At 57.3% G+C, this 20,447-nt stretch carries 18 protein-coding genes and 1 tRNA gene; 6 read left to right on the top strand and 13 right to left on the bottom strand.

Annotation, left to right across the window (positions count from 1 at the left end):
• Window positions 1–529: 529 nt before the first annotated feature.
• The 5 genes from C5L13_RS27070 to C5L13_RS27090 form a co-directional block, all read right to left on the bottom strand.
• Window positions 530–2,596, bottom strand: a complete 2,067-nt coding sequence (locus C5L13_RS27070; RefSeq protein ID WP_105386384.1) for a tetratricopeptide repeat protein — start codon at window positions 2,594–2,596, stop codon at window positions 530–532.
• Window positions 2,597–2,749: 153 nt separating this feature from the next.
• On the bottom strand, window positions 2,750–4,120 hold the full coding sequence (locus C5L13_RS27075; RefSeq protein WP_105386385.1) for a hypothetical protein: 1,371 nt from the start codon (window positions 4,118–4,120) through the stop codon (window positions 2,750–2,752).
• 33 nt (window positions 4,121–4,153) lie between these two features.
• Window positions 4,154–5,101: a hypothetical protein gene (locus C5L13_RS27080; protein ID WP_158693542.1), complete on the bottom strand. Its 948-nt coding sequence runs from the start codon at window positions 5,099–5,101 to the stop codon at window positions 4,154–4,156.
• 56 nt (window positions 5,102–5,157) lie between these two features.
• Window positions 5,158–7,170, bottom strand: coding sequence for a peptidoglycan-binding protein (locus C5L13_RS27085; protein ID WP_105386387.1), 2,013 nt, complete (start codon window positions 7,168–7,170; stop codon window positions 5,158–5,160).
• A gap of 12 nt (window positions 7,171–7,182) precedes the next feature.
• Window positions 7,183–7,947, bottom strand: a complete 765-nt coding sequence (locus C5L13_RS27090) for a hypothetical protein (RefSeq protein WP_158693543.1) — start codon at window positions 7,945–7,947, stop codon at window positions 7,183–7,185.
• A gap of 696 nt (window positions 7,948–8,643) precedes the next feature.
• Between C5L13_RS27090 and C5L13_RS27095 the strand changes: the two genes are divergently transcribed.
• From C5L13_RS27095 to C5L13_RS27105, 3 genes are read left to right on the top strand one after another with little or no spacing between them, the layout of a single operon-like run.
• Window positions 8,644–9,813: a hypothetical protein gene (locus C5L13_RS27095; RefSeq protein ID WP_158693544.1), complete on the top strand. Its 1,170-nt coding sequence runs from the start codon at window positions 8,644–8,646 to the stop codon at window positions 9,811–9,813.
• Window positions 9,773–10,555, top strand: a complete 783-nt coding sequence (locus C5L13_RS27100) for a hypothetical protein (protein WP_105386390.1) — start codon at window positions 9,773–9,775, stop codon at window positions 10,553–10,555. Before C5L13_RS27095 ends, C5L13_RS27100 begins: the two co-directional genes overlap by 41 nt.
• Before the next feature lie 3 nt (window positions 10,556–10,558).
• Window positions 10,559–11,686 (top strand): substrate-binding periplasmic protein, encoded by a 1,128-nt coding sequence (locus tag C5L13_RS27105; protein ID WP_105386391.1) that lies wholly within the window; start codon window positions 10,559–10,561, stop codon window positions 11,684–11,686.
• Window positions 11,687–12,766: 1,080 nt separating this feature from the next.
• Here C5L13_RS27105 and C5L13_RS27110 read toward each other — a convergent pair.
• From C5L13_RS27110 to C5L13_RS27120, 3 genes are all read right to left on the bottom strand, one after another.
• Window positions 12,767–13,057 (bottom strand): hypothetical protein, encoded by a 291-nt coding sequence (locus tag C5L13_RS27110; protein WP_105386392.1) that lies wholly within the window; start codon window positions 13,055–13,057, stop codon window positions 12,767–12,769.
• Between the two features lie 81 nt (window positions 13,058–13,138).
• Window positions 13,139–13,225, bottom strand: a tRNA-Leu gene (locus C5L13_RS27115).
• A 101-nt stretch (window positions 13,226–13,326) separates the two neighbouring features.
• Entirely contained in the window at window positions 13,327–13,626 is a 300-nt protein-coding gene (locus C5L13_RS27120) for a SelT/SelW/SelH family protein (protein ID WP_105386434.1), read from the bottom strand.
• 149 nt (window positions 13,627–13,775) lie between these two features.
• Between C5L13_RS27120 and C5L13_RS27125 the strand changes: the two genes are divergently transcribed.
• Window positions 13,776–14,225 carry a DoxX family protein gene (locus C5L13_RS27125; protein ID WP_105386393.1) on the top strand — a complete coding sequence of 150 codons (450 nt, stop codon included), beginning with the start codon at window positions 13,776–13,778 and terminating at the stop codon, window positions 14,223–14,225.
• A gap of 29 nt (window positions 14,226–14,254) precedes the next feature.
• On the opposite strand, the gene C5L13_RS27130 is transcribed toward C5L13_RS27125, so the two are convergent.
• A complete protein-coding gene (locus C5L13_RS27130) occupies window positions 14,255–15,124 on the bottom strand; it encodes an NAD(P)-dependent oxidoreductase (RefSeq protein ID WP_105386394.1) in 870 nt (289 codons plus the stop codon).
• 137 nt (window positions 15,125–15,261) lie between these two features.
• On the opposite strand from C5L13_RS27130, the gene C5L13_RS27135 reads away from it, so the two are divergent.
• Entirely contained in the window at window positions 15,262–15,726 is a 465-nt protein-coding gene (locus tag C5L13_RS27135) for a GFA family protein (protein WP_105386395.1), read from the top strand.
• Window positions 15,727–15,794: 68 nt separating this feature from the next.
• On the opposite strand, the gene C5L13_RS27140 is transcribed toward C5L13_RS27135, so the two are convergent.
• Genes C5L13_RS27140 through C5L13_RS27150 form a run of 3 tightly spaced genes read right to left on the bottom strand, consistent with a single transcriptional unit; the run spans window position 15,795 to window position 17,888 of the window.
• Window positions 15,795–16,817: a DUF3618 domain-containing protein gene (locus C5L13_RS27140; RefSeq protein ID WP_105386396.1), complete on the bottom strand. Its 1,023-nt coding sequence runs from the start codon at window positions 16,815–16,817 to the stop codon at window positions 15,795–15,797.
• Window positions 16,817–17,233 carry a phage holin family protein gene (locus C5L13_RS27145; RefSeq protein WP_105386397.1) on the bottom strand — a complete coding sequence of 139 codons (417 nt, stop codon included), beginning with the start codon at window positions 17,231–17,233 and terminating at the stop codon, window positions 16,817–16,819. Before C5L13_RS27145 ends, C5L13_RS27140 begins: the two co-directional genes overlap by 1 nt.
• Window positions 17,226–17,888: a nutrient deprivation-induced protein gene (locus C5L13_RS27150; RefSeq protein ID WP_342588205.1), complete on the bottom strand. Its 663-nt coding sequence runs from the start codon at window positions 17,886–17,888 to the stop codon at window positions 17,226–17,228. The genes C5L13_RS27145 and C5L13_RS27150 overlap by 8 nt, the downstream gene beginning before the upstream one ends.
• 253 nt (window positions 17,889–18,141) lie before the next feature.
• Here C5L13_RS27150 and C5L13_RS27155 point away from each other — a divergent pair, with 253 nt between their 5' ends.
• Window positions 18,142–19,191, top strand: a complete 1,050-nt coding sequence (locus C5L13_RS27155) for a glycoside hydrolase family 25 protein (protein WP_105386398.1) — start codon at window positions 18,142–18,144, stop codon at window positions 19,189–19,191.
• Between the two features lie 49 nt (window positions 19,192–19,240).
• Here the strand turns inward: C5L13_RS27155 and C5L13_RS27160 are convergent, their stop codons facing one another.
• Window positions 19,241–20,317, bottom strand: coding sequence for a class I SAM-dependent methyltransferase (locus C5L13_RS27160; protein WP_105386399.1), 1,077 nt, complete (start codon window positions 20,315–20,317; stop codon window positions 19,241–19,243).
• Window positions 20,318–20,447 lie beyond the last annotated feature (130 nt).

The raw sequence follows: 20,447 nt of genomic DNA on the forward strand, positions 1-20,447 counted from the left end.
TCGGATGCGGCTCCCGACATAAACGTCAATGGGGTTCGGCTTCTTCTGGTCCATTACGAAAGGCCCTCCGTCTTCATCGAAGACTGATCCAATCGTGAAACTATTTCAACTAGTGCTCGAAAAAATAGTCGTGCCAAAAGCCAGATTGTCAGACGGCCACCTGAACACCTGTTCTTCGGCTACGTTGCGGGGCGATTTCAAAAACAATGAAATAGATGCATCTGAAGCGTCGGCCAGTTAAATCCGCGACATGAGAGGCGCAGATGAATGCTATCGAACTTGCTCTATGGGAGGAGTCCTGCCACTGCTCCGAACTGCCTGACAAACCGATGATGGCTGTGGCATCGGCGACGGGTGCCTGAGAATGCTATCCAGACAGGCCCGAATGTTCGGCGGTGGGCACTCATTCGGAAACCCGCTACCGGCCATCGACAACTGCCGTAGCGACAGCGCCATGTGGCGCGTTGTGGTTGTCGCGGCCCGAAAGACGCTGACTTCGCGCCCCGCTATCCGACAAAATGGTGCTGGCTCAATTTGCCGGCAGGCGATGAAGATTTACCGGAAGGTCGAAAGCGTCGCTTCCGGTGGGACCGTTCGTCTCCGCCATCTTGGCCATGCTGTCCAGTTCGACGGACATGCCTGTGACGGAAAATTTGTTCAAGAGCGGCAGTAGAACCGCCCCGAACAAAAGGGCCGTGAGTACTGTGACGAGGGCGCTGAACGTGGCACCTTCGAAAACAGTCGTTCCTACGGCATACTCCGCGAGTCTAACCGCCCAAACGAACACCAGTTGGGCGAGAATAATGGTGAACAAGATCCAGCTTTTGTTGTCCGGTTTGCGCAGAGAACCCCATCCGCCGGGGATGGACTCCGCAATTCGCAGCGCATAGGTTTCCGCGATCGTCCACTTGGGATCCAGCGTGTGACATCTTGTAAAGGCATCCTTCGCTTCCGTTAATCGCTTTTGCTTCGCGGCGATTATCCCTTCAAGGAAATAGGCCTCTGCTTCGATAATCGGGGTCGTCAGGACGGTCCTGAGCTCGGCGTCCGCCTGAGTTAGATAGAGTTCCTTCTTAGTCTCCTCGAATTTCTGGATCAGAACCCGCACAAGCGCGCGCAGAAGCCTGGATCTTTCCGACCCTTTGGCAGTCTTCAATGCCAGGCGTGCGGACGTTTCGGCTTCATCGTATCGGCTGCAGGCCTGAAGAGCAGAAACTAGCCCATAGGTCGCTACTGGATGCCTCGGCTCAATCTGCAGCGCGGCCTGATAGCTTTGCGCTGCTTGCTCCCATTGCACTTCGCTCGCGCGCAGATCACCTTGCTGGATGAGCAGGGCCGCCGAAAAAGGCGAATAGATGAGGGCATCGCTGAGGACAGACTGCGCGCGCTGATACTGGCCGAGAAACGTGTAAAGCGCCACGAGATCTGGCTCAAACCGACGAAGAATGTCGAGTTCGATCGACCGCTTTAGATAGATCTCCGCGTCGCGATGATTACCCTGATTGAAGCAAACAACGCCGAGGCAACCGAACGCCTCAGGGCTTTTGTGAAGAATGAGGGCTTCCCGACACATTGCGGCTGCTTCGACAAGTTTCTTCGCTCCACCCTGCTTCTCCAGCGCCCAGGCTAGATTGACCTTGTTAAGGTCGTCTTGCGGCGCGCGCGCTACAAGGGCGCGAAAGATCTTCTCAGCCTGGCGAAGCTCCTTCTGGGCAAAGTGAATCCACGCTTTTTCGGCCTGTAGCCCCATGCTGACAGCGAAGAGCGTGGGGTTTTGTGCGAGAACCGCCGCTGCGTCTGCCAAGCGGTCGCTTTGTCGCAGTGTTGCTACCTTTCCCTGGAGGGCCGCCTCATTGTGTGGCGCACTCAAAAGAACTGCTTCGAAGGCCCGTTCGGCCGCATCAAATTCGCTCCTGCTCGCATGAAGCCATCCGATTTCGATACCTAGCCGAGGTGTCTTTCCATATTTGCCAATCGCGCGGCTGATAGCAGCGTCGATGTCGTCAAGAGCGCCGAGATGGCGCAGGGCGAAGATGAAAGAAAGATGGTGGTCCTCCTCAGCCCTACTGTGACGGAGAACAGCCTCAAACCGCGGCCGCGCCTTTTCAAAATCCCGTTGATCAGACCAAATCCAGGCACCCTCGCAGAGGATTCCCAGACAAGGTGCAAGCCCAGTATCTTGAAGGGACTTCCAATGTTCCTCTGCTGCGGAAAAATCCCGCTGCTTCCGCAATGCAGCTATCAAACCCTGATTTGCTCCCTCGTCCAAAGGGAACCTACGAAGGAGGCGGCGAAACCGAGCCTCAGCTTTTTGAAACTGATCCCGCTCCTGCCTGAACCAGCCTACCTCACAAGGAAAACGGGGATTTGTGGAGAATCGTCGTAGCGACCAGATAAGCCGCTCTTGATACTCAATGTCCTTTGCCCGGTCAGGATACTTTCGCAAATATTCGAGCAGCAGCAGGAGAGCATCGTGGCGTTGTTCTAGTGCCAATGTACTTAGAAGCTCCAGTGCATCGTCGTACTTGGAAGACTGCCAAAGAGCCTTGGCACGAGCGATATCCGGGGCTTCCGACTGAATTGCCACGTTACTCATGGGACGGCATCTCCGACCTTCGTTTTCCTGACGCCACCCCATCGCATTCGCTCGATACAAGAAGGCCTCCTGTATTGCCAACTTTGCTTAGAAGGGCCCCTTCCGCCGCACCTGTCCCGGAAGTGGCGTTTTTGCGAAACACGAAAATCACCCTTAGTTCCTGAATGCTTCAAACAGCTGTTTTGTTCTTTCGCCTGATTGTTCGTAAGCTGCGTCCAGGTCGGTTTTAAGGGCCTGCTTGGCGACAGGATCTAACCGCCGCCAGCCATCTTGCGCGGCGAGTACCCAATTGTACCGGGCATCATTGTTTTGCGTGGACGCGGCGCGCGCGATTGCAAGTTTTGTAACCTCCGGGTCGCCGAGGTCAAATAGGAACTCTGTGGCGTAAATCCGCACAGTGCGATCGGGATCCCCGGCCAAATCCAGAAGCGCATTTCGGTTTTCGGACGAAAGAAGCGGAGAGATGATTGGGCCCTGTTCTTTGTTTCGGCGCAGCATCTCCGTCAGTGCTACCGCGACCCCGAGCTTCGTCCTATAAACATCGGGGTCAGCATTGAGAAGTTCGACGATCGCAGGGACCTGCTCTGGTCGAGCCGACGATAGGGTATTTCGGGCAGCGCGGCGTACTTCGGTAACGTCGGATTTCAGGTCGGCGCCTGTCTTGGCGAGATCCACGTGAGCGGACATTTGGTTTGGCGAACTCTGCTGTGCGAACGCATTGCTGACCACCGAGAGCAACCCGGTAAAGCTCAAACCGCGTCCTCCGGATGCAACTTGCGGCGCGCAGGGATCAGCGCGTCTTCCGCCCCAACGGCCGACCACACGTTCACTCTGCCGCTGATCAATTACCTCCCATGTTTCACCTGCCTTGCGGACCGACCAGTCCAGCGGCCTGCTCGCGCCCATACCGAGTTCAATGCAACTCACGGGAATTCCGATGGTGACCAAGGGTGCGGTTTCCTCGTCTGGAGGCTCCAGTCTTAAAGAAGCGTACTCAACTTCCTTAGTCTGGTCGCCAAACACCGCAAAGGAAAAAAGGTCGGGTCTGCTGATCGTAGTGCTTACAATCACGCTTTCACCAAAAACCAGAGAGACCTTTGTCGGCGGCGCAGGGACATCCCGAACGTAACCGCGCGCATAATCCTTCCCTCGAGCCGCTATCGTGTCGATATCACGCTGAATGTCCGAACTTCGCTGGTGCTCCAGGAACCAAGTAAGGACGACAGCCAGAGCCGCAACACCTGCAAGAATGAAGACTTTTCCGCGGAGCGTGGCCTGACCACCAAATGCTGCAAGTATGATTGCAATACCCGCACTCAGCAGCAAACTTCCGGTAGCTTGGAGCCTCCAGTTGCCAATGTGACCAATCAGAGCTCCGGCAACCAAGACAAGACCCATCGCCATCGCCAGCCACACAAACGGCGTGATTTTCTCTGGGAAGCTGATCTCAATCAGCGAGAGTTGTTGCGCAGTGTTGGCTCGGGTTTCCAGCTTAGCCGGTTCATCAGGTTGATGGTCTGCCATCTCATATCCCCCAGTTCATTCTTAAGGTATTGGCTAAGTCAGCCTGGCCCGGGTAAGCCAGCCGGTTACTGCCTCTGTCTTCTGCCCGGTGGCGGTCAGGAAGAGATCGTCACTGTTAGAATCCTGAAGTGCACGAAGCGCCTGTTCGATCGAGACGCTTTGGGGAGAGAAGCCGAACTGAACGGCGTCGGCCGCGTTGTTGCTAGCCTTGAGGTAGTCATCGATGGTTGCCGATAGTCCCTTGAACTTTCCCGTCTCGTCAATCCACTCTGCCGGGACATTCTTGCGACGGATAATGAAAACTGGTGAGCGGGCCTTATCGAAGACAATCACACGCGTCGTCTGGTCGTTGAAGAGTGAATGGACCTCTGACATCAACGTCGAGCGTACGCCTCCCCGATCCACTTCCAGTTTCGCGATTTTCTCGTAGGGAATCATGCGCGATGAGGCGGGCGCGAGATGCACGTGCGGCGGATTAGCGGCGAGGAGCGCCGCCTCTGATGCCTGCTTAAAGCTCTCGTTGGTGAAATAAAACGCGAGGACCGTTCCCACCCAAGTGGCGAACACAGGCAGTGTCGCGGTAAAGATGCTCATCAGAATCGCGTCGAGCTTTTCTCGAATCGGATTATTCGAAACTGGTTCAGCCGCCAGTCGCCAGAACACGATGATCAAAAGCGCTGAAATCACAGTGATCGCAAGGGTGCCTCCGGTCAGCACAATCGGAGCGATCCGTTGCCGCATCCAAGTATCCGCGGGGCCGGCGTTTGCCGCAGCGCTTTCAGCCACTTTTTGTGGGCCGATTGCATGTCGGGCAACAATTACAAGCACGCCTGACAACGCTACAATTCCCGCAAGATGCGCGAGTTTCTCGAATCCGCCCCACGCCACAGTGGGCATATCGAGTAAGATAAGACTTGCCGCAAAGGCAGCGAGACCCACCAAAAGCGGTAGATACCGACGGACCAGTTCCTCGTTGCTCATGACGCCCTCATATTGCTCATCTAAATCCTGAACTTTCAAAAGGCAGGATAAATCCCTCAGCCGAAATTCTCGGATTTCATCCCCCTGAGTAGGCGCTCATGTACCTTCGCAGCAGCCTCGGCCTTGGTTATGACGCCGTCCTGATTGACATCCAGTCCCCGGTTTTGCGAGTACGCTTTAGTGCCTGCTTTGAACAGCACATGCCCTTCTGGTTGACCTACGGCAGCCGGTAGTAGAACTGCCATATAGAGGTCGCTAAGGGTCGGCATCGGCCTGTTGCGGGCAATGGACCTGAGGTATTTCTCGACAAAGTCAAGCTGAGCGACGGCTGACATTACGGCCAACTTGTCGGTCGTGGTTCCAAGTCCCTCCGCGGTGTCGGGCATAAACTGGATGAGGCCAGTCGCCCCACTGCCAGCGGCATTTCGAATGTCAGGCGCGAAGGTCTCGCCGGTTTCGAATGCAATGACCGAAAGCAGATGACTTGGATCGCATCTCAGCCGTGTTGCGATTTCGATTGCCTTTGCCCTGAATCCGGGACCGGCCTTTCGCTCTGCCGTTGCGCCCCAAGCGACAGAAACAGTTGCTACGCCCTGCGGTGAAGATGCGCGAGCGCGCCCCTGAGGTCCATCCCCGAAATCAGAATCCTCCTCAGGAACCTGATCGTCCATACTTCCGTTGAAACTAAAATCGGGGAGCGTCATTCCAAGTTCTGCGGCCGTCTCGGGACCGACAATTCCATCATCCGCGTTTGGACCGAAAACCTGGCTTTGGAAATCTAAAACAGCCTGGAAGGTCGTTACGCCGAAGTCTCCGTCGTCCTCTATCGCGCGGCCGAGCTTTGCGGCCAGCCGTCGTTGCATCTCCGCAACCAGCGGCCCTGATGAGCCCATCCTCAGTATCACTGTCTTGCCTTGGAGCCGTGTTCTGATGACTTGCTGTACCTCAGAATAGTCAAAAAGAACGTACTCTGTTTCTTCCTGCATCCCGGCACCGGCCTTGAAGGGTTCAATGAACGCAGCCCATGGCCCTCGCTCACTACCTCTCTCCCCTTTTCGCACAGTTCCGGCGACGACTTGGCATCCCACACTTGAAAAGCGAGAGTTTGGGATCTGGCCTTCCGGTCCCATATGAAAGGCGCAATGGATGTTGTCCCCTGCGATCCGACCGACTTCCCAGCGGTCACCCGTGTCGAAGTCGACGTCATCTCCTGTCCGTTGCAACGTGATTGCGCATTCCTGCAGGAGAGCCCAATGCCCAGACGCTCCTTCGGAGCGCTTGTGGAAGCCAGGCCGATACGATAAATATCGTCCTCGCCCCATTTGGTTGACACCCACTCCGCCTCGAGTGATACCTTGTTGAACAGCACTGAAAAATGGGACGGTTGACCCCGGAAACAGTGCGAAACCTTCGCCTGGTACCCACTGGCCGATTGCGCAGTTCATAGTTCGGTAGTTCACAGCGCTTTGAGAAACCTCGTGACTGCGCCCAAATCCGGTTCCTGAACGATTTACCGGCAGGCAGCCACGGATCCCGAAGATGATGATTTTCCCCGGTCTGAAAGGATAGAGGGATCGCTTCCACAGCCCTGCCAGGTGTTCTTCAGAAAGAACAAGCCCCTCGCCGGCAGACGCGAGCGCTCTGTCCCCAACATCTGCCATGCCAGCATTGGCGGAACCTGACACGGGTGGCACCGATAGGTCTTGCGACGATGATTGACCCCCTTCATGTTCGGTCCCGTCGTCCTCAATTGGGGGCTCAGACGCCCTTTCGCCTGAAACTTCTGAACTGCGCCCAAGGGCCTTTGTATGGGATCTATCAATCTGACCGCCAAATGGCCCCGAAAGGGCGATGCCGGTGAGGGCCTCGATCTTCTTCTTAAGGTCGCTGACTTTCTTTGCCGAAATGGCAACAATGCTGAGTTTTATCTCGTCGGACAACAAATCCAGATCGACGAGCGTGGCACGAAGTGTTTCTTTCAAGGCGGGGTCAGTCTCGCTGTTGAAACGCGTCACGAGCTTCACCCGCTCCTGGTTGAGCTCTTGTAGTTGTTCCTGCAAAGTCGGCATGAAACCCTCCGTTTAAGGCTGCTGGCTAGCCCGGCTCGCCTTTATTTGCTCGGCAAGCACGCGTATCTCCCCAGAAGCTTCGACGAGGCCATCGGCACCAACCCCGCCCTTGGCCGCGCTCTCGGCAGCAAGCTCCATGGCCACTATGGTTTGATCAATCAAGATAACCCAACCTGCGAGTGCCCGTCGGTCCCGTTCAAGATCGACAAGGTTCTGAGGCGAAAGTCCGCTGTTAGAAATAGTCGAACCCGGTTCGCGATAACGGCTCATCATCAGGTCGTACATCGCGGGAGTACCGTCCCTGATCGCTGTAAGCAGGTCTCTCATCGTCGGGAACCCAGCCACCAGCTGGTGCCTGAATTTCTCGCGGCCGGCGAGCGTTGCGATTTGTCGGAATATCGGTAGGGCAACAGCCACCGCAGCCGAAGCGGTGCCAAGGAACGTCGTCGCGCTGGGAGCGAGTGCTCCTTGGCCATGAGCTGTGGCCATCGCCGTTCCCGCGGCATGCAGGTTAGTTGAGATCACATTTAGACGATTTGCCAAGGCAGCAGCTGACTCGCCGTTCGCCAAACCGCTCAGGGCATTGTTGTAGGCTTTGATCGACTGCAGCGAGGCACGGAAGGACATTGTGAGCGGCGGATCGCCGACGTCGAGGTAGTAGCGAGCCTCATCGGGGTCAAAAGACAACGGCGCACGTCTCACAAGGAGCCGGCGTTTGACGATCCGTTCCGCCGCCGCCAAACGATCGAGAACGTCGGTCCCCTGTTCGAACTGCACCTCTGACGCCTGGACATAAGTTTGGAACTCAGCAACACTCGAGGTGCAAGCCGACAAGAAAAACGCGGTCACAAGGACATTTATGGCTAGGAGAAGGCTCGTGGGCCGAAACTTGTTTCCGCCACTGCGGCTGTTACAGCACTCGATCCCATATGCCGGTGATTGGTTTGACCTGCTGCCTGGAATTTCTGGCGTAGATAGCGAAAGTTGGCACCCAGCCGGACGATAACACCATGCGCCGCATGTATCCAGTTGCTGCTTTGGGCGTGTCGGCCTCTGCATATCCTTCACCACGCATCATGGATGATCACGAAGTCGCGATCATCTCATTCGCGGAAGTTGAGGTCCATGCAACCGAAAGGAGTAGATATATGACAATTGGTTAGGTTTAATCTATCAACGGCATTAGCATTCGTGGTAGGTCTAGACTTTATTATTCATTGCTAAAAAAGACAATCCTGATAACGTTCCTGCGTTGGCCCATCAGCTAGAGATTGTGCAGATCTAGCAATCGCATTTCCCACGTAGGGAGGGTCTTTATCATGATTAGAGTGTTTCTTTTGTTGCTTAGCCTGTGCGCAATTCCCGTGACGGCGGCTGCGCAATGCAACCCGGCAGTACAGCAGTGCCGATAAGGCCGCCGGACTTGTGGCCATTCCCATGCCTAACCTTGTTGCGCTGCTCCTAGGAGCAGCGGTGGTTTTGTTTTTTTCATACGAGCGCTTCAACCGCGTCACTTACGAGGGCGGCCGGCAGTTGCAGCGTCTCGTCAACCTGTTGTCGCCGGACAAACTCCGTGCCCGGCGCATCGTCTTGCATGCCTATGCATTTTATGCCGTCACATTGTTGCTTATCTACTTCTTCCTTTGTGCCTATGCCGAACTGCTGCCTAAGCTCGGCGGACCGGACCTTGAAGTCGGCGCAAGTCAGCTTCCCGTGACTCCTGTCGACGCTGCGGCCACCAGCACCACGGGCTTTGCTCCGGACGATGCCAGGGACGCCATCCCGTGGACGCAGCCGCTCTCGAGCGCGGCAATGCCGGCCGTCGCACGTGCGTACGATATCGGCATCGACTCATCCGTATCGCTGACAATAGCGCTGATCATGGTTGGCCTGGCGCCCACCTTTCCAATTCTGCGCAGCTTCGAAGATTGGATGCGGGCTGCCGCGCACCGGCTGGCAGGCATACCAACGCGCGTCATTGCGGCCGGTGAGGAACTCCGTCGACGTCATCTTGCGATCACCTTCGCCTCAGATGGAGGCGTCCTTGACAAACCCGCACTCCTCATTCCCAGGAGCGGCTGGGAGCGCATGGCCTGCTATTATGCAGTAGCAAAGGATCAGGTGAGTGAACCCGAAGACTTCCGAGCCGACCTCGAACTGATCTTCGCTCTTTCGGCCTGGATACTCGACCGGAAGCTTAAACTCGGGAATATCTCTGTTCGCGAGCGTTTCAACCATCTTGAGGAGGAACTCCGCAAGCGCAGGGATCAACTGATTTTGGCGTTGGACGACCGGTCAAACTACGAAGGAGGCAAGTTTAATGAAGCCTTGGCGCCGGAAGGGAGCGGCGGCCAAGGAAGTCTGGGGGATCGTAAACGTGCAAGCTGGGAGCGACTCGTCTCAGACGCTGACGACCTCGCGGACGATCTCTGCATCTTGCTTTGCACTCTATGTGGAACACGAGATCATATCGAACTCCACAGCAGTATCCGACGACGCCTCCTCAAACCCACAAACCCTCGCCGCCAGAAAGCTGGACGAGTTCCTTGGCGAGCTTTTGCGCCCCACGCCGACGACAGGATATCGAAGGTCCTACGCCACAATGACATCGCTCTGGGTGCTCGGTGTCGTGATATTCGTTAGCTTGGTCTGGAGCGTACTGCCTGGAAAATTTGAACACGAACTTGTCTGGAACACCCCTGGCAGCATCTATTCGCGCGCTTTGAGCATCAGTTTTTATGCCTTCAACAATTATTGCATTCCGATGATCGTGACGCTCGCACTTCGGGACGCAGGGCTCCAGTCCCATCGTTGGCGCAACATCTCACAAAGTCATTGGACCTCATGGCTTCCGCAGGCGGTCATCTTGGTCTTCGTTTCCTGGGCAGTCGCCACAGTATTTGTTGTCGGGTTGACTCTTTGGAAAACGGGTTTGGATGCAGGCTGGGACGCCAATGAATATAACGTTTGGCTGACGCTGCGACGGACTTTTGAATATAATGCGCCCACACCTCTCCGCGGTGCCGTCCTGGCCCTGATCGTGATTGTCTTGCTTGATGCATGGTCCTCGCAGGCACGTATTCTTTCCCGAAAATCGCGCCGCCATTCAAGCGTGATCTGGGCAGCAAGCAGCGCGATGATCATGGGCATGTGCGGCGGCGTGACCCGTTACATTACCTCATGGGCCAGCAAATCGACGGCGACACCTAGCCTCGACGACATCGATCGCGGCCTAATTTTTTACTCAGCGATGTTTTCGGCCCTTGTAGGTTTCTTCGTCGTTTTTTGCATCGTCGAGGCGCTTTTGCACCAGCACAGCAACACAGAGCGCTTTCGCGGGACAAAGACATCCGCCAAAACGCCTAAAGCAACGATTGCGGAGTAGCTGATGCGCGTCTTATTCGTCACGCTCATATTGGCCTTGCTTTTGGCACAGGCCCGCGCCGAGGCAGCGCGTAGCGAAACTCTGGACCGGGATCAAATCAGCGTCGGGGTCCGTGATGATGCCCGGCCGTTTATATGGCGAGATCCTGCCACCAACGACTATCTCGGTTTCTATTGGGATATATGCGCAAGTGCAGTTGAGCGCGCAGGCTACCACCTTAGGAAGACGGACGTCGACTCAAGCCGGCGAGCCGGGTTCCTGAATACGGGTGAAGGCGACTTCGACCTTCTCTGCGATCCCACGACGATCACGCTCAAGCGGATGCAGAATTTTGCCTATAACGGTCGGGCTCCTCATCTTGAGTTTTCGCCGATAATCTTCGTCGCCAACGGCTCTTACCTTCAGCTACAACGAGGCACAAATGCGGCAAAGGCAGCAGGGATCCTTCCGAAGGATGCCCCGGTTAATCCGTCATGTGACGCCATTATCAAGTGGCTGGAAGGCTTGGGAAACAAGCCGCCAGAAGAGTGGACCTGGTATGCAGCGACAGACACGGCGAGCGCTCCATCCGTGACGGACGGGGGCGGCCTGCTCGGTTGGCTCTCCGACACCTTTGATGTGACGCTTAGGCAGTCACCGGAAGGCGTTGGGGAGAAAACTAGGGCGTTCGAAATTTGGGGCTATGTCAAGGGGTCCACCATCGGGGAGACGCTCAACGATCAGGCTCCACGCCGATCGAAGCCCAATTGGGTGATCTGTCCATGGGAAAGACCATCGCACCAAAAGGCAGCGGAAGACTTCTGCGATGGTCGACTTGCACGTTATTTCGGGGACGTTGACATAATCAAAGCGGCGGTTGCGGAATACGGCGAAAAAACTGCCAAAACCTGCCCGGCCGACGAATCCGCAACCACCGTGGGCAGCTATGAGCCCTATGCCTTCGTGATGTCGGCGCATCATTTCCCCGACTTCCCCGAGCGCCTCACTCTAGCGCTTTACGAGATGTTTGAGGACGGAACTATCGAGCGGCTGTTTGCAGGTCATTTTCCAAGAACAAAGAAATCCCAACACCTCAGCACATTATTGAGGATCAATCGAATCCCGGCCGGGGCTGCCGCACGGAACGACTGATTTTCTTTGCATATGAACTGACGCCCTGTTCGATAAGCTAAGTACCTGACAAACCGGCGTTGGAATCTATGGGCTTTTGGTTAGTCCAGTCTAGCCAAAGAAGGCGCTGACTTCTCGATTGTTAGTGTCCGATCAACAGAACATGGAATGTGCATCCGATGCAGCGCAACCGAGCCTGCCAACTCGCCAAGGGCTAATCGTTCCGAAGCCAACAACGGTGAACAACGTTGGCACACGTATGGGAGATCGTGGTTAGCTTCAGTTTTGTCCGCGCAGAAGCACGAGGAGATAATGACTGCCCGCAAGGGAGCGCCGAAGGGGCGGACCTGCCCCACTTTAGGTACTATACGGTCGAAGCCGCCAAGTTATCTATCCTGACATCTAGAAACATACTTGCATCACCCGGTTCGCCTCACTGAAATCGTGACGCCGCACCATTTCTCCCCCGGCATGTTCAATGGAGGGGGCGTCCACCCCATCGCTCACGCCTTGAAGGGATCTGAACCTACGACCCAGTAATAATTTTTCGTACCCAGAGGATTATCTATTTACTTCAGAGGCTTAACTAATCACAATTGAAGCTCGTGAGCTGATGGATTTACAGGGTGTTTGCACAAAACCTCATGTCTATTGGAACGTGTTAGGAAACACCGTACGGCAAGGCGTGAGCGTTGAATGCTGTTGGCTCTAACCTATCCAAGTCGTTGCCGATCATAGACTGTCCAGCCAGCAGGGTGACTTCGTATAGTCCGCAGCATCCCGGGACTTACAATTGGGGCTCAGACTGGCGGCCGTCGCGTCCTTGAGGATGTCGTAGGTTGGAAGCTGCACCAAACTGACAATCTGGGAATGTTCTGATACCGCAATCAACCCATCTGTCGTAAAGGCGAGACCAAGCAGTCCTCTCCGACATCCCATGATCTTTTCTGGGCTACGGTGGAATAGACAAAGCCTTGGATGCCCCCTTCGCCGATACTCTTCTTAATGATTAAGCTGCTTCCGTCCTCATTTGGTTCAGCGAAGAAGACGATGTTATCGCCCTTATATATTGTTACCGGCTGACATAGCCCGGTTGGGATGTCACATGCCCCATTTCGACACGGTGTAGGAACTGTCCGTTGTGACGATCTGCTCCGTATCGCCGATGAAGAAGGCCGAGCTGACAGCTTGCGGGACGGTTGCAAGCCTGGCGTCCGACCAGTTTGTCCCGCCCATCACCTTCTCAAAGTCGGCAAGTTCGACACGATCGGAAAATACCCTAATGGCTCGTTTGCCGGCTTTAGAAACCACCACGCAGTCAGCTTTATCAAGGCCGATTTGCTTGATATTACCATCCGTAACACCATTGAGCCGATCGGGCAGCATTCCCATCGATCGAAAGCCTCGACCAATACAGGGCACGAGAGCTAGAACAAAAAAATGTCCGAGCGATATCAGACACTTAGTGGGAAATGGTGCCCAGAAGAGGACTCGAACCTCCACACCCTTTCGGGTACCAGCACCTGAAGCTGGCGCGTCTACCAATTCCGCCATCTGGGCGACGGAGAGCCATGTACGGGCGTGGCCTCTCCCTGTCAACTGCCTTTTTGAAGTTTCCGTGTCAGTCGTGGAAAAACCCTCGGCAGCGCCATCAAAGACCCTCAGGCCTCGCCGCCCTCCTTCGCTGCGCGATCCAAATGACCGAGATCGCGCTCCGGATCGATGACGTCGCGGATCCGCTGCTTCAACTCCTTCGGTCCCGGGAAACCACCGTCGCGCCTGCGCTCCCAGATCAGTTGATCGTCGATGCGGATTTCGAAATTGCCGCCAGTGCCGGGAATGAGCGCCACCTCGCCGAGCGAGTCGCTGAAAGTCTGGAGGAGTTCCTGTGCCATCCACCCGGCCCGCAGCAGCCAGTTGCACTGTGTACAATAAAGAATGGTAATTCGCGGTTTTTCCATGAGATTCGCCCTTTCGCCGATCTTCAAATCAATCTCACAATATTGTCACCTATAAAAGTCAAGTTTTGAAGGCGGACACCTCGACTTCGACGGCGCCTCGGTCAATTTGTGACGCGACGCACCATTGTTCCTAATCCAAGAGGTCCCCCATGGCTCTCCAGTCCACGACACGCTCCCGCCTGATCATCCCGGCATTGTCCCCTGTCTATACCTCCGCCCATGAGATCGTCGAAACGATCCTGCGAGTGATTGCCGGTGTTTTGCTCGTCACCCACGGCTTCGGCAAGATCACCAATCCCTTCGGCGCCGTCGGCATGGTGGAAAGCCTCGGCTTTTATCCAGGCGTCTTTTGGTCACCGCTGCTGGCCGCGACGGAATTTTTCGGCGGCATCCTCATCACCATCGGCCTCTTTACCCGCCCGGCCTCATTCGCGGCGATGATCGTGCTGCTGGTCACCGTCTACTTCCATGGGATCGTCCGTGCCGAGGGTCTTGCCGGCGCAGAAAAATCCATCCTCTGGGCCGCAATCTTCCTGTTCTTTGCGCTGCGCGGCGGCAACAGCCATTCTGTCGACGCCCGGATCGGCCGCACGTTCTGACCTTTCGGCAAGGGCTGGGCGACGCTCGCTCAGCCTTTTCTTTCCAGCGCCAGCCGCACCACGGCTCCGAGATCGGCTTCGCCATGACCAAGCGCGGCGGCTTGCCTGAAACTCTGGCAGGCGGCTTCGATCGTCGGCGTCGCGACGCCCAGACGAGTGGCTACCTCAAAGACCACGCCCATATCCTTGAGGACGCCCGAGACCGGAAAGCCAACTGTATCCGTCCGGCCGAGGATGACCGGCAGGCGGGACTTCATCGCGGGACTGGCAGCGGGGCTGCCGGACAGGATTTCGATCATCTTGTCAGACGAAAGGCCGGCTTTGCCGCCAAGCTCGATCGCTTCCTTCATGGTCTGCCAGAGACCCATCAGCATCATGTTGTTGACGAGCTTTGCCGACGCGCCGTCACCCAGTTTGCCGACATGGAGAATCCGGTTCGACAGATACTCGGCAACCGGCTCGAAGCGGCGGAAATCCTGATCGGCACCACCGATATAGAAGCCGGCTGTCCCGGCAAGCAGCATCTCCGGCCCCCCGGCAATCGGCGCGTCGAGAAGTGCCGCGTCCTTCTCGGCCATCACCGCCTGATGGGCGCGCAGTGTCTCCGGGCTGACCGTGCTCGTATCGACGATCAGCTTTCCGGCAGGATCGGCGAATGCGATCTCCTCGATCACGGCATGCACGGCGGCATCGTCAAGCAGAGCAAGAATGATGATGTCCGAAGCGGCCGACAGGGCGGCTAAGTCGCTTGCCGCGGCAATTCCAAGCGCGGACGCCTTTTGTTGGGAAACCCCGCTGCGGCTCCACCCGGTGACCGCGAAACCCTGCCCCGCGAGCCGCTCTGCCATCGCGCTACCCATGCGCCCTAGGCCGGCGATCCCGATCCGCTCCTTTGACATCCTGATATCCCTCCCCTTCCATGCACTCTTGCGGTTAAAGCAGAACCGGCCGATTTCGTCTTCTTCATTTTACCCTGCAAGATGAAGGTCCGATCTTTCGTGATAGGCTTGCTGCGTTTCGAGGGAGCATAAGCCATATGGACGAGATCTATGAGGGCGGCTGTTTCTGCGGCCGGATCCACTACCGCATGCACGGACAGCCGATGTTCATCCATTGCTGCCACTGTACCGATTGCCAGCGACAGACCGGTGGTGCCTTTGCCATAAACGCATTGATCGAGGCCGAGCGGATCGAGATCATCAAGGACGAGCCGGTAGCCGTCACCATGCCGACAGACAGCGGTCATCCCCACGACATCTACCGCTGCCCTCAATGCCAGACGGCACTCTGGAGCGATTACGGTCGACGCGGGTGGATGCTCTTCATTCGGGTGTCGACTTTGGAGAGGCGCGCCGAATTTTTCCCCGACGTCCGCATCTTCACCCGCTCGAAAGTTCCCTGGGTGAGGCTCCCCGAAGATGCTCAGATCTTCGACGAATATTACAGCACCAAGGCGCTCTGCCCTCTGAAAGCCTTGCACGGCGCGAGACAGCCAGGCTGAAGGCGGGCGCAGAGCGCTAAAAAGGCCCCCGAAATCCTCGGGAGCCTTCGATGCGATCTCGACGCTATTCAATGTGTGCGAGTGTCCGTGCGCCCTTCGCCCTTCGCGCGCTGAAAAGGTTTCGCTTCTTCGACGATGCGCTCCTTGGCCACATCATGGACTTCGGAGGCAACCGACGCAGCCTTCTCATAGACCTCGGACGCTACCTCTTCGGCCTTCTCGCGGACATCGGATGCTTTGGCGGCAAGCTGTTCGCGCATGTCATCGGCCATTTCTCCCATCATCTCGTCCTCGCGGCGAGTATTCGGGAGAGCAGCGCCGATCGCGGCACCAAGCGCGAAGGCGAGAGCACCTCCGATCAGCGGCTGATCCCTGAAGTGGCTCAGGATGGCGCTGTTCATATCGGATGCTTGGTCTCTTAGCGCGTCGGTTCTGGACATCGTGCCGTCCCGGACGGACCGGAAGCCCGCCGCCACGGAACCACTCGCCTGGGATGCTGTCGCACCCATGCGACGCCACGCCTTTGCAACCCAGCCAGAGGCCTCGTCAAAGAGGCGGCCGGTTTCGTCGCGGATGTCGTGGATCTGCTGGCCGGTGGCGTCGGCAAACCCGCGATAGGTGCGGCCGGCGTCGTCCATGAAATGGCCTGCTCTCCGTCCTGTCTCATCCGTCAGTGCCTTGAACCGGCTGCCGCCGTCGTCGGAAAAATGGCTGTAGCGATATTCGCCATCCATCTGTACCGGGCCGGTGCGGCGAACAGATCCCTTTACGGGAGCAAGAGGATAGCTCTCCTCCTCGTAATCGGAATGATCCACCTGCGCAGCTCTTGAACCTACCGGGTTTGCCATCAGCCAGGCCATGCCGACGCCCATCAGTGCGACCGGAATAGGATTGGTCTTCATGGCACTGCCGAGATTGGCGACATATTCGCCCCCACCGCTCGACTTTGCCCAGCCAAGCGCCTCATCGAGCAACTGCCCCGGAGACATCTTGGCCTGGATGGCATCCATCCGTTCTTCAATACGACGGCGATCCTGATCGATCTCCCGTTCAAGCGCTTCAGCTTTCGCCTTGTCAGAAATGTCACCCATCACACACGCTCCTTGATCATCTGGGCATCCCGGCGAAGCGACGACGAGGTGCGGTCAAGTTTGAGGTTTTCGCCACGCAGCGTGGCAAGACCCTTGGAAATCATCACCCATGCTGCGAGTGCGACAAGCACCCCGACAATGACGGAAGACAGGGCATCGGCCCCAGGCTCGGTCATCCCTTGGGAAACGAAGAAGGCGGTGAGCCCCCTCACGAGGGCGGCCAGAAGTACGCCCACAGCAGCAATGGCGAAGATCACGCCCGCCGCAAAGGCTTCCACGCCGGTCAGCGCCGATGACATCTTGGCCGAAGCTTCCGTCTTCGCCAAAGTGATTTCCTTGCGGAACAGGCCGGTAATGTCGGTCACGAGGTCCCGCACCAGTTCCGGAAGAGGACGGTTTTCGAAGGTGTTAGCCATTGTAGGTGCCTCCTGTCTGATAACCCGAGGTGAAGCTCGTGTCCGTCCCGGGGGTCGCGGGAGAAGCTGGCGTAGATGGTGATCGCGTAGTGCCGGCATCATTGCGCGAGGTCGTCGGTCGCGAGCGGCGATCTGCGGAAGCAGTCAGAAAGCGGCTGGCGGCAAAACCGGCAAGGGCTGCGATCCCGAGAAAGGCCGCTGGATTCTGACGTCCGAAATCCTCCGCCATACCGGCGATCTGGCCCATGTCCTTGCCCTTGATATCGTCAGCAAAGCGCTGGACGGACGAGCCGATCTGCTTTGCGTAACGCCCCACCGCCGCCTGATCGCCTTGCTGCAGCTCATCGCCCACCTTGCCAATGGCCGCGGCAATGCCGCCGACCTGTTCGGCGGCAAAGTCCTTCTGTCCGGCGGCTGCCTCCTTGGCCTTTTCAGTGGCGTGGCTTATTTCCACGCGAGCGGCGGATTTGGCGCCACGCCAGTCTTCCTTGGCTTTGTCCACGATTCCGGCTTCGGCAGCCTGGCCGGTCGTAGTCCCGAGGCCGGCGTCTTGGGCGGCCTGCGAGGTCGGAATATCCCTGGCCGGATTGCCGGCATCCGCATAGGTGGGTTCGGGCTGAAGACCCGTTCCACGGTTTAGGTCACGTTCTGTCATTGGTCTCTCCCAGTCTCTAGGAACAGGATCGGCGGGATACCGTCTGTGCGATATCTACCCAACGATGCGGTTAGGAAGTTGTTCCCACCGTCCGTAACAAGCCTCTGTAGCCGTTGGTATTTCCCAGAACCGGCATGGAAGAGAATTCGAGCCCCGCAGTTAAGATTGCATTCAGTGTTTTCCGGTAATTTTCCGTTAGCTATTCCGTCCACGGACGGATCAGGCTCCGTTTCTGTTTTGCGTACGGGTTGTCATGCGTTTATCGGTCTTGCCATTTCTCATCGCCGGCCTTGCACTTGCTAGCTGCTCGTCCAATTCCGGTTCAGAACGCGTCGCGGCCAATGTGTCGTCCAAAGAGACGACCGGTTCAGTCTCTCAGCCGACGGCGCCTGTGCCTGCAGCCAACGTGGGTGCTCCCCTTGCGCAGGGTCAGGCCGATGCCTCCCGCCAAACCCTGGCTTGGGCAGAACCCGTTCGGGCACCAAATGCGTTTGCCAGGCAGACGACCGTCGGCATGCCGCTTCCCTCCGATCGGCCGATCACGACACTCATGCCCGAGGAGCCTCAGATAGATCCGGCGCCCGCCCGGGGCCGCATGCAGATCTACAGCCGCCGCTTTCGGGACGCCAAGCCGATCAATTTCGGGCGCGTTTCGCCGAAGGACTATGCCGTCCACGGGGTGGACGTGTCGCGCTGGCAGGGGGAGATCGACTGGGTCAGGCTTCGCACCCAGGGAGCAAATTTCGCCTATATCAAAGCGACCGACGGCGGCGATCATCTTGATCCGATGTTCAAGACGAATTGGCGCCGCGCCAAGGAAGCCGGCCTGAAGCGCGGCGCCTACCACTTTTTCTACTGGTGCCGCACAGCGGGCGAGCAGGCAGACTGGTTCATCCGCAACGTGCCGCGGGATCCGGACGCCCTGCCACCGGTCATCGATGTCGAGTGGAACGGCGAATCCCGCTGCAAACAGCGCCTGGCGCGCAAGCGCGTGCTGGAAAAGATGCAGGTCTTCATGGACAAGCTCGAGCGCCACTACGGCCAGCGGCCAGTCATCTATACGGCGCCTGATTTCTACGAGGACAATCTCTCCGGCGAATTCCCGAACTACCCATTTTGGCTGCGCGCCGTTGCCCAGCACCCTTCCAAGGTCTATCCGGGCCGCAAATGGGTCTTCTGGCAGTATTCCGGTTCAGGCCTTTCGCACGGCGTCGACGGCAAGATCGACCTCAATGTCTTTCACGGCAGCGTGGAGCAGTGGCATAACTGGATTACGCCAAGAACTGCCATGGCACAAAACTAAGAGGGCGGGGACCTCTTTCGAGAACCCCCGCACCTTCCTTTAAATCACCTCAAAACCGCGCTTCCAGGATCAGGTTGAACGGCGTTGCCATGGCCCGCCGGAAGTGGGTGAACCCTGCCTTGTAGAACAGATCCCGCAATCGCGCCTCGCCGGCCTGTGCCCCAAGTACGGTGCGGCCGCCATCGGAAATGGCATGCGCGCAGCAGATCGTAGTAGATGCGGCGTAGTATAGGCGTGCGACCGGCGAGATATTGTCCTCTACCCGGTCATTGGCAAACGGCTCCACCAGCATGACCGTCCCTCCAGGAGCGAGCATCCGCGCGGCATGCTTCGCAGCAGCAAGCGGGTCCCCCATATCATGGAGGCAATCGAAGAAGCAGATCAAGTCATAACCTGCACCTGAATAATCCTCCGCGCGAGCCTGTTCGAACGTCACCCTGTCTGTAACGCCTGCATCAACCGCGATCTTGCGCGCCTCAAGAACGGATTTCTGGTGGGTATCAAAGCCGCGGAAGCGCGATGCCGGAAAGGCTTCAGCCATCATGACCGTGGAATGGCCATAGCCGCAGCCGACATCCGCAACACACGCACCGGCCTTGAGCTTTTCGATGACGCCATCCAGAGAGGGCAGCCATTCCGGGACAAGACTCGCCTTATAGGCGTTCCGGTAGAATGAAGCGACGCCGCAATAGAGGCGGCCATCATGATCGCCCCACGGAATTCCAGACCCTGTGCGGAACGCCTCCAGCGCTTTGTCTTCGTCCGCCCACATGGATGCCGGGACAGCCCAGGCGCCCGCGACAAAGACGGGGCTCTGGTCGTTTGCAAGCACGAGCGCCTGTTCCGGCGTGAGCTCGAAACGGTCGCTTGTGGCGTGGTAAGCGAGATAACCGCCTGCGACCTGCGAGTTCAACCATTCCCGCACATAGCGCTCGGCACAGCTGGTGCGGCTTGCAACTTCTCGCGAAGTGAGCGGGCCTGCACCTGCCATTGCCTTGTAAAGGCCGAGGCGGTTGCCGATGCTGATCATAACGCCGCCATAGCCGGCAGACAGATCTCCGATGGCACGGGAAACGATCGCGTCCAGCTTTGCCGGATCTACCGCATTGCTCGTGACATAATCCATATTGCTATCTCCTCTTCATTCGTCTGTTGTGATGATGAGTGGAGGGTCGCAGGTCAGAAGCTCGATAGGCAGAGCGGGAAACACCAAAATCGGGTCGTTTGGGCCACCAGGTGCCGCGACACGAGTTGAT

This window comes from Neorhizobium alkalisoli (assembly GCF_002968635.1).
Classification (GTDB): Bacteria; Pseudomonadota; Alphaproteobacteria; order Rhizobiales; family Rhizobiaceae; genus Neorhizobium; species Neorhizobium alkalisoli.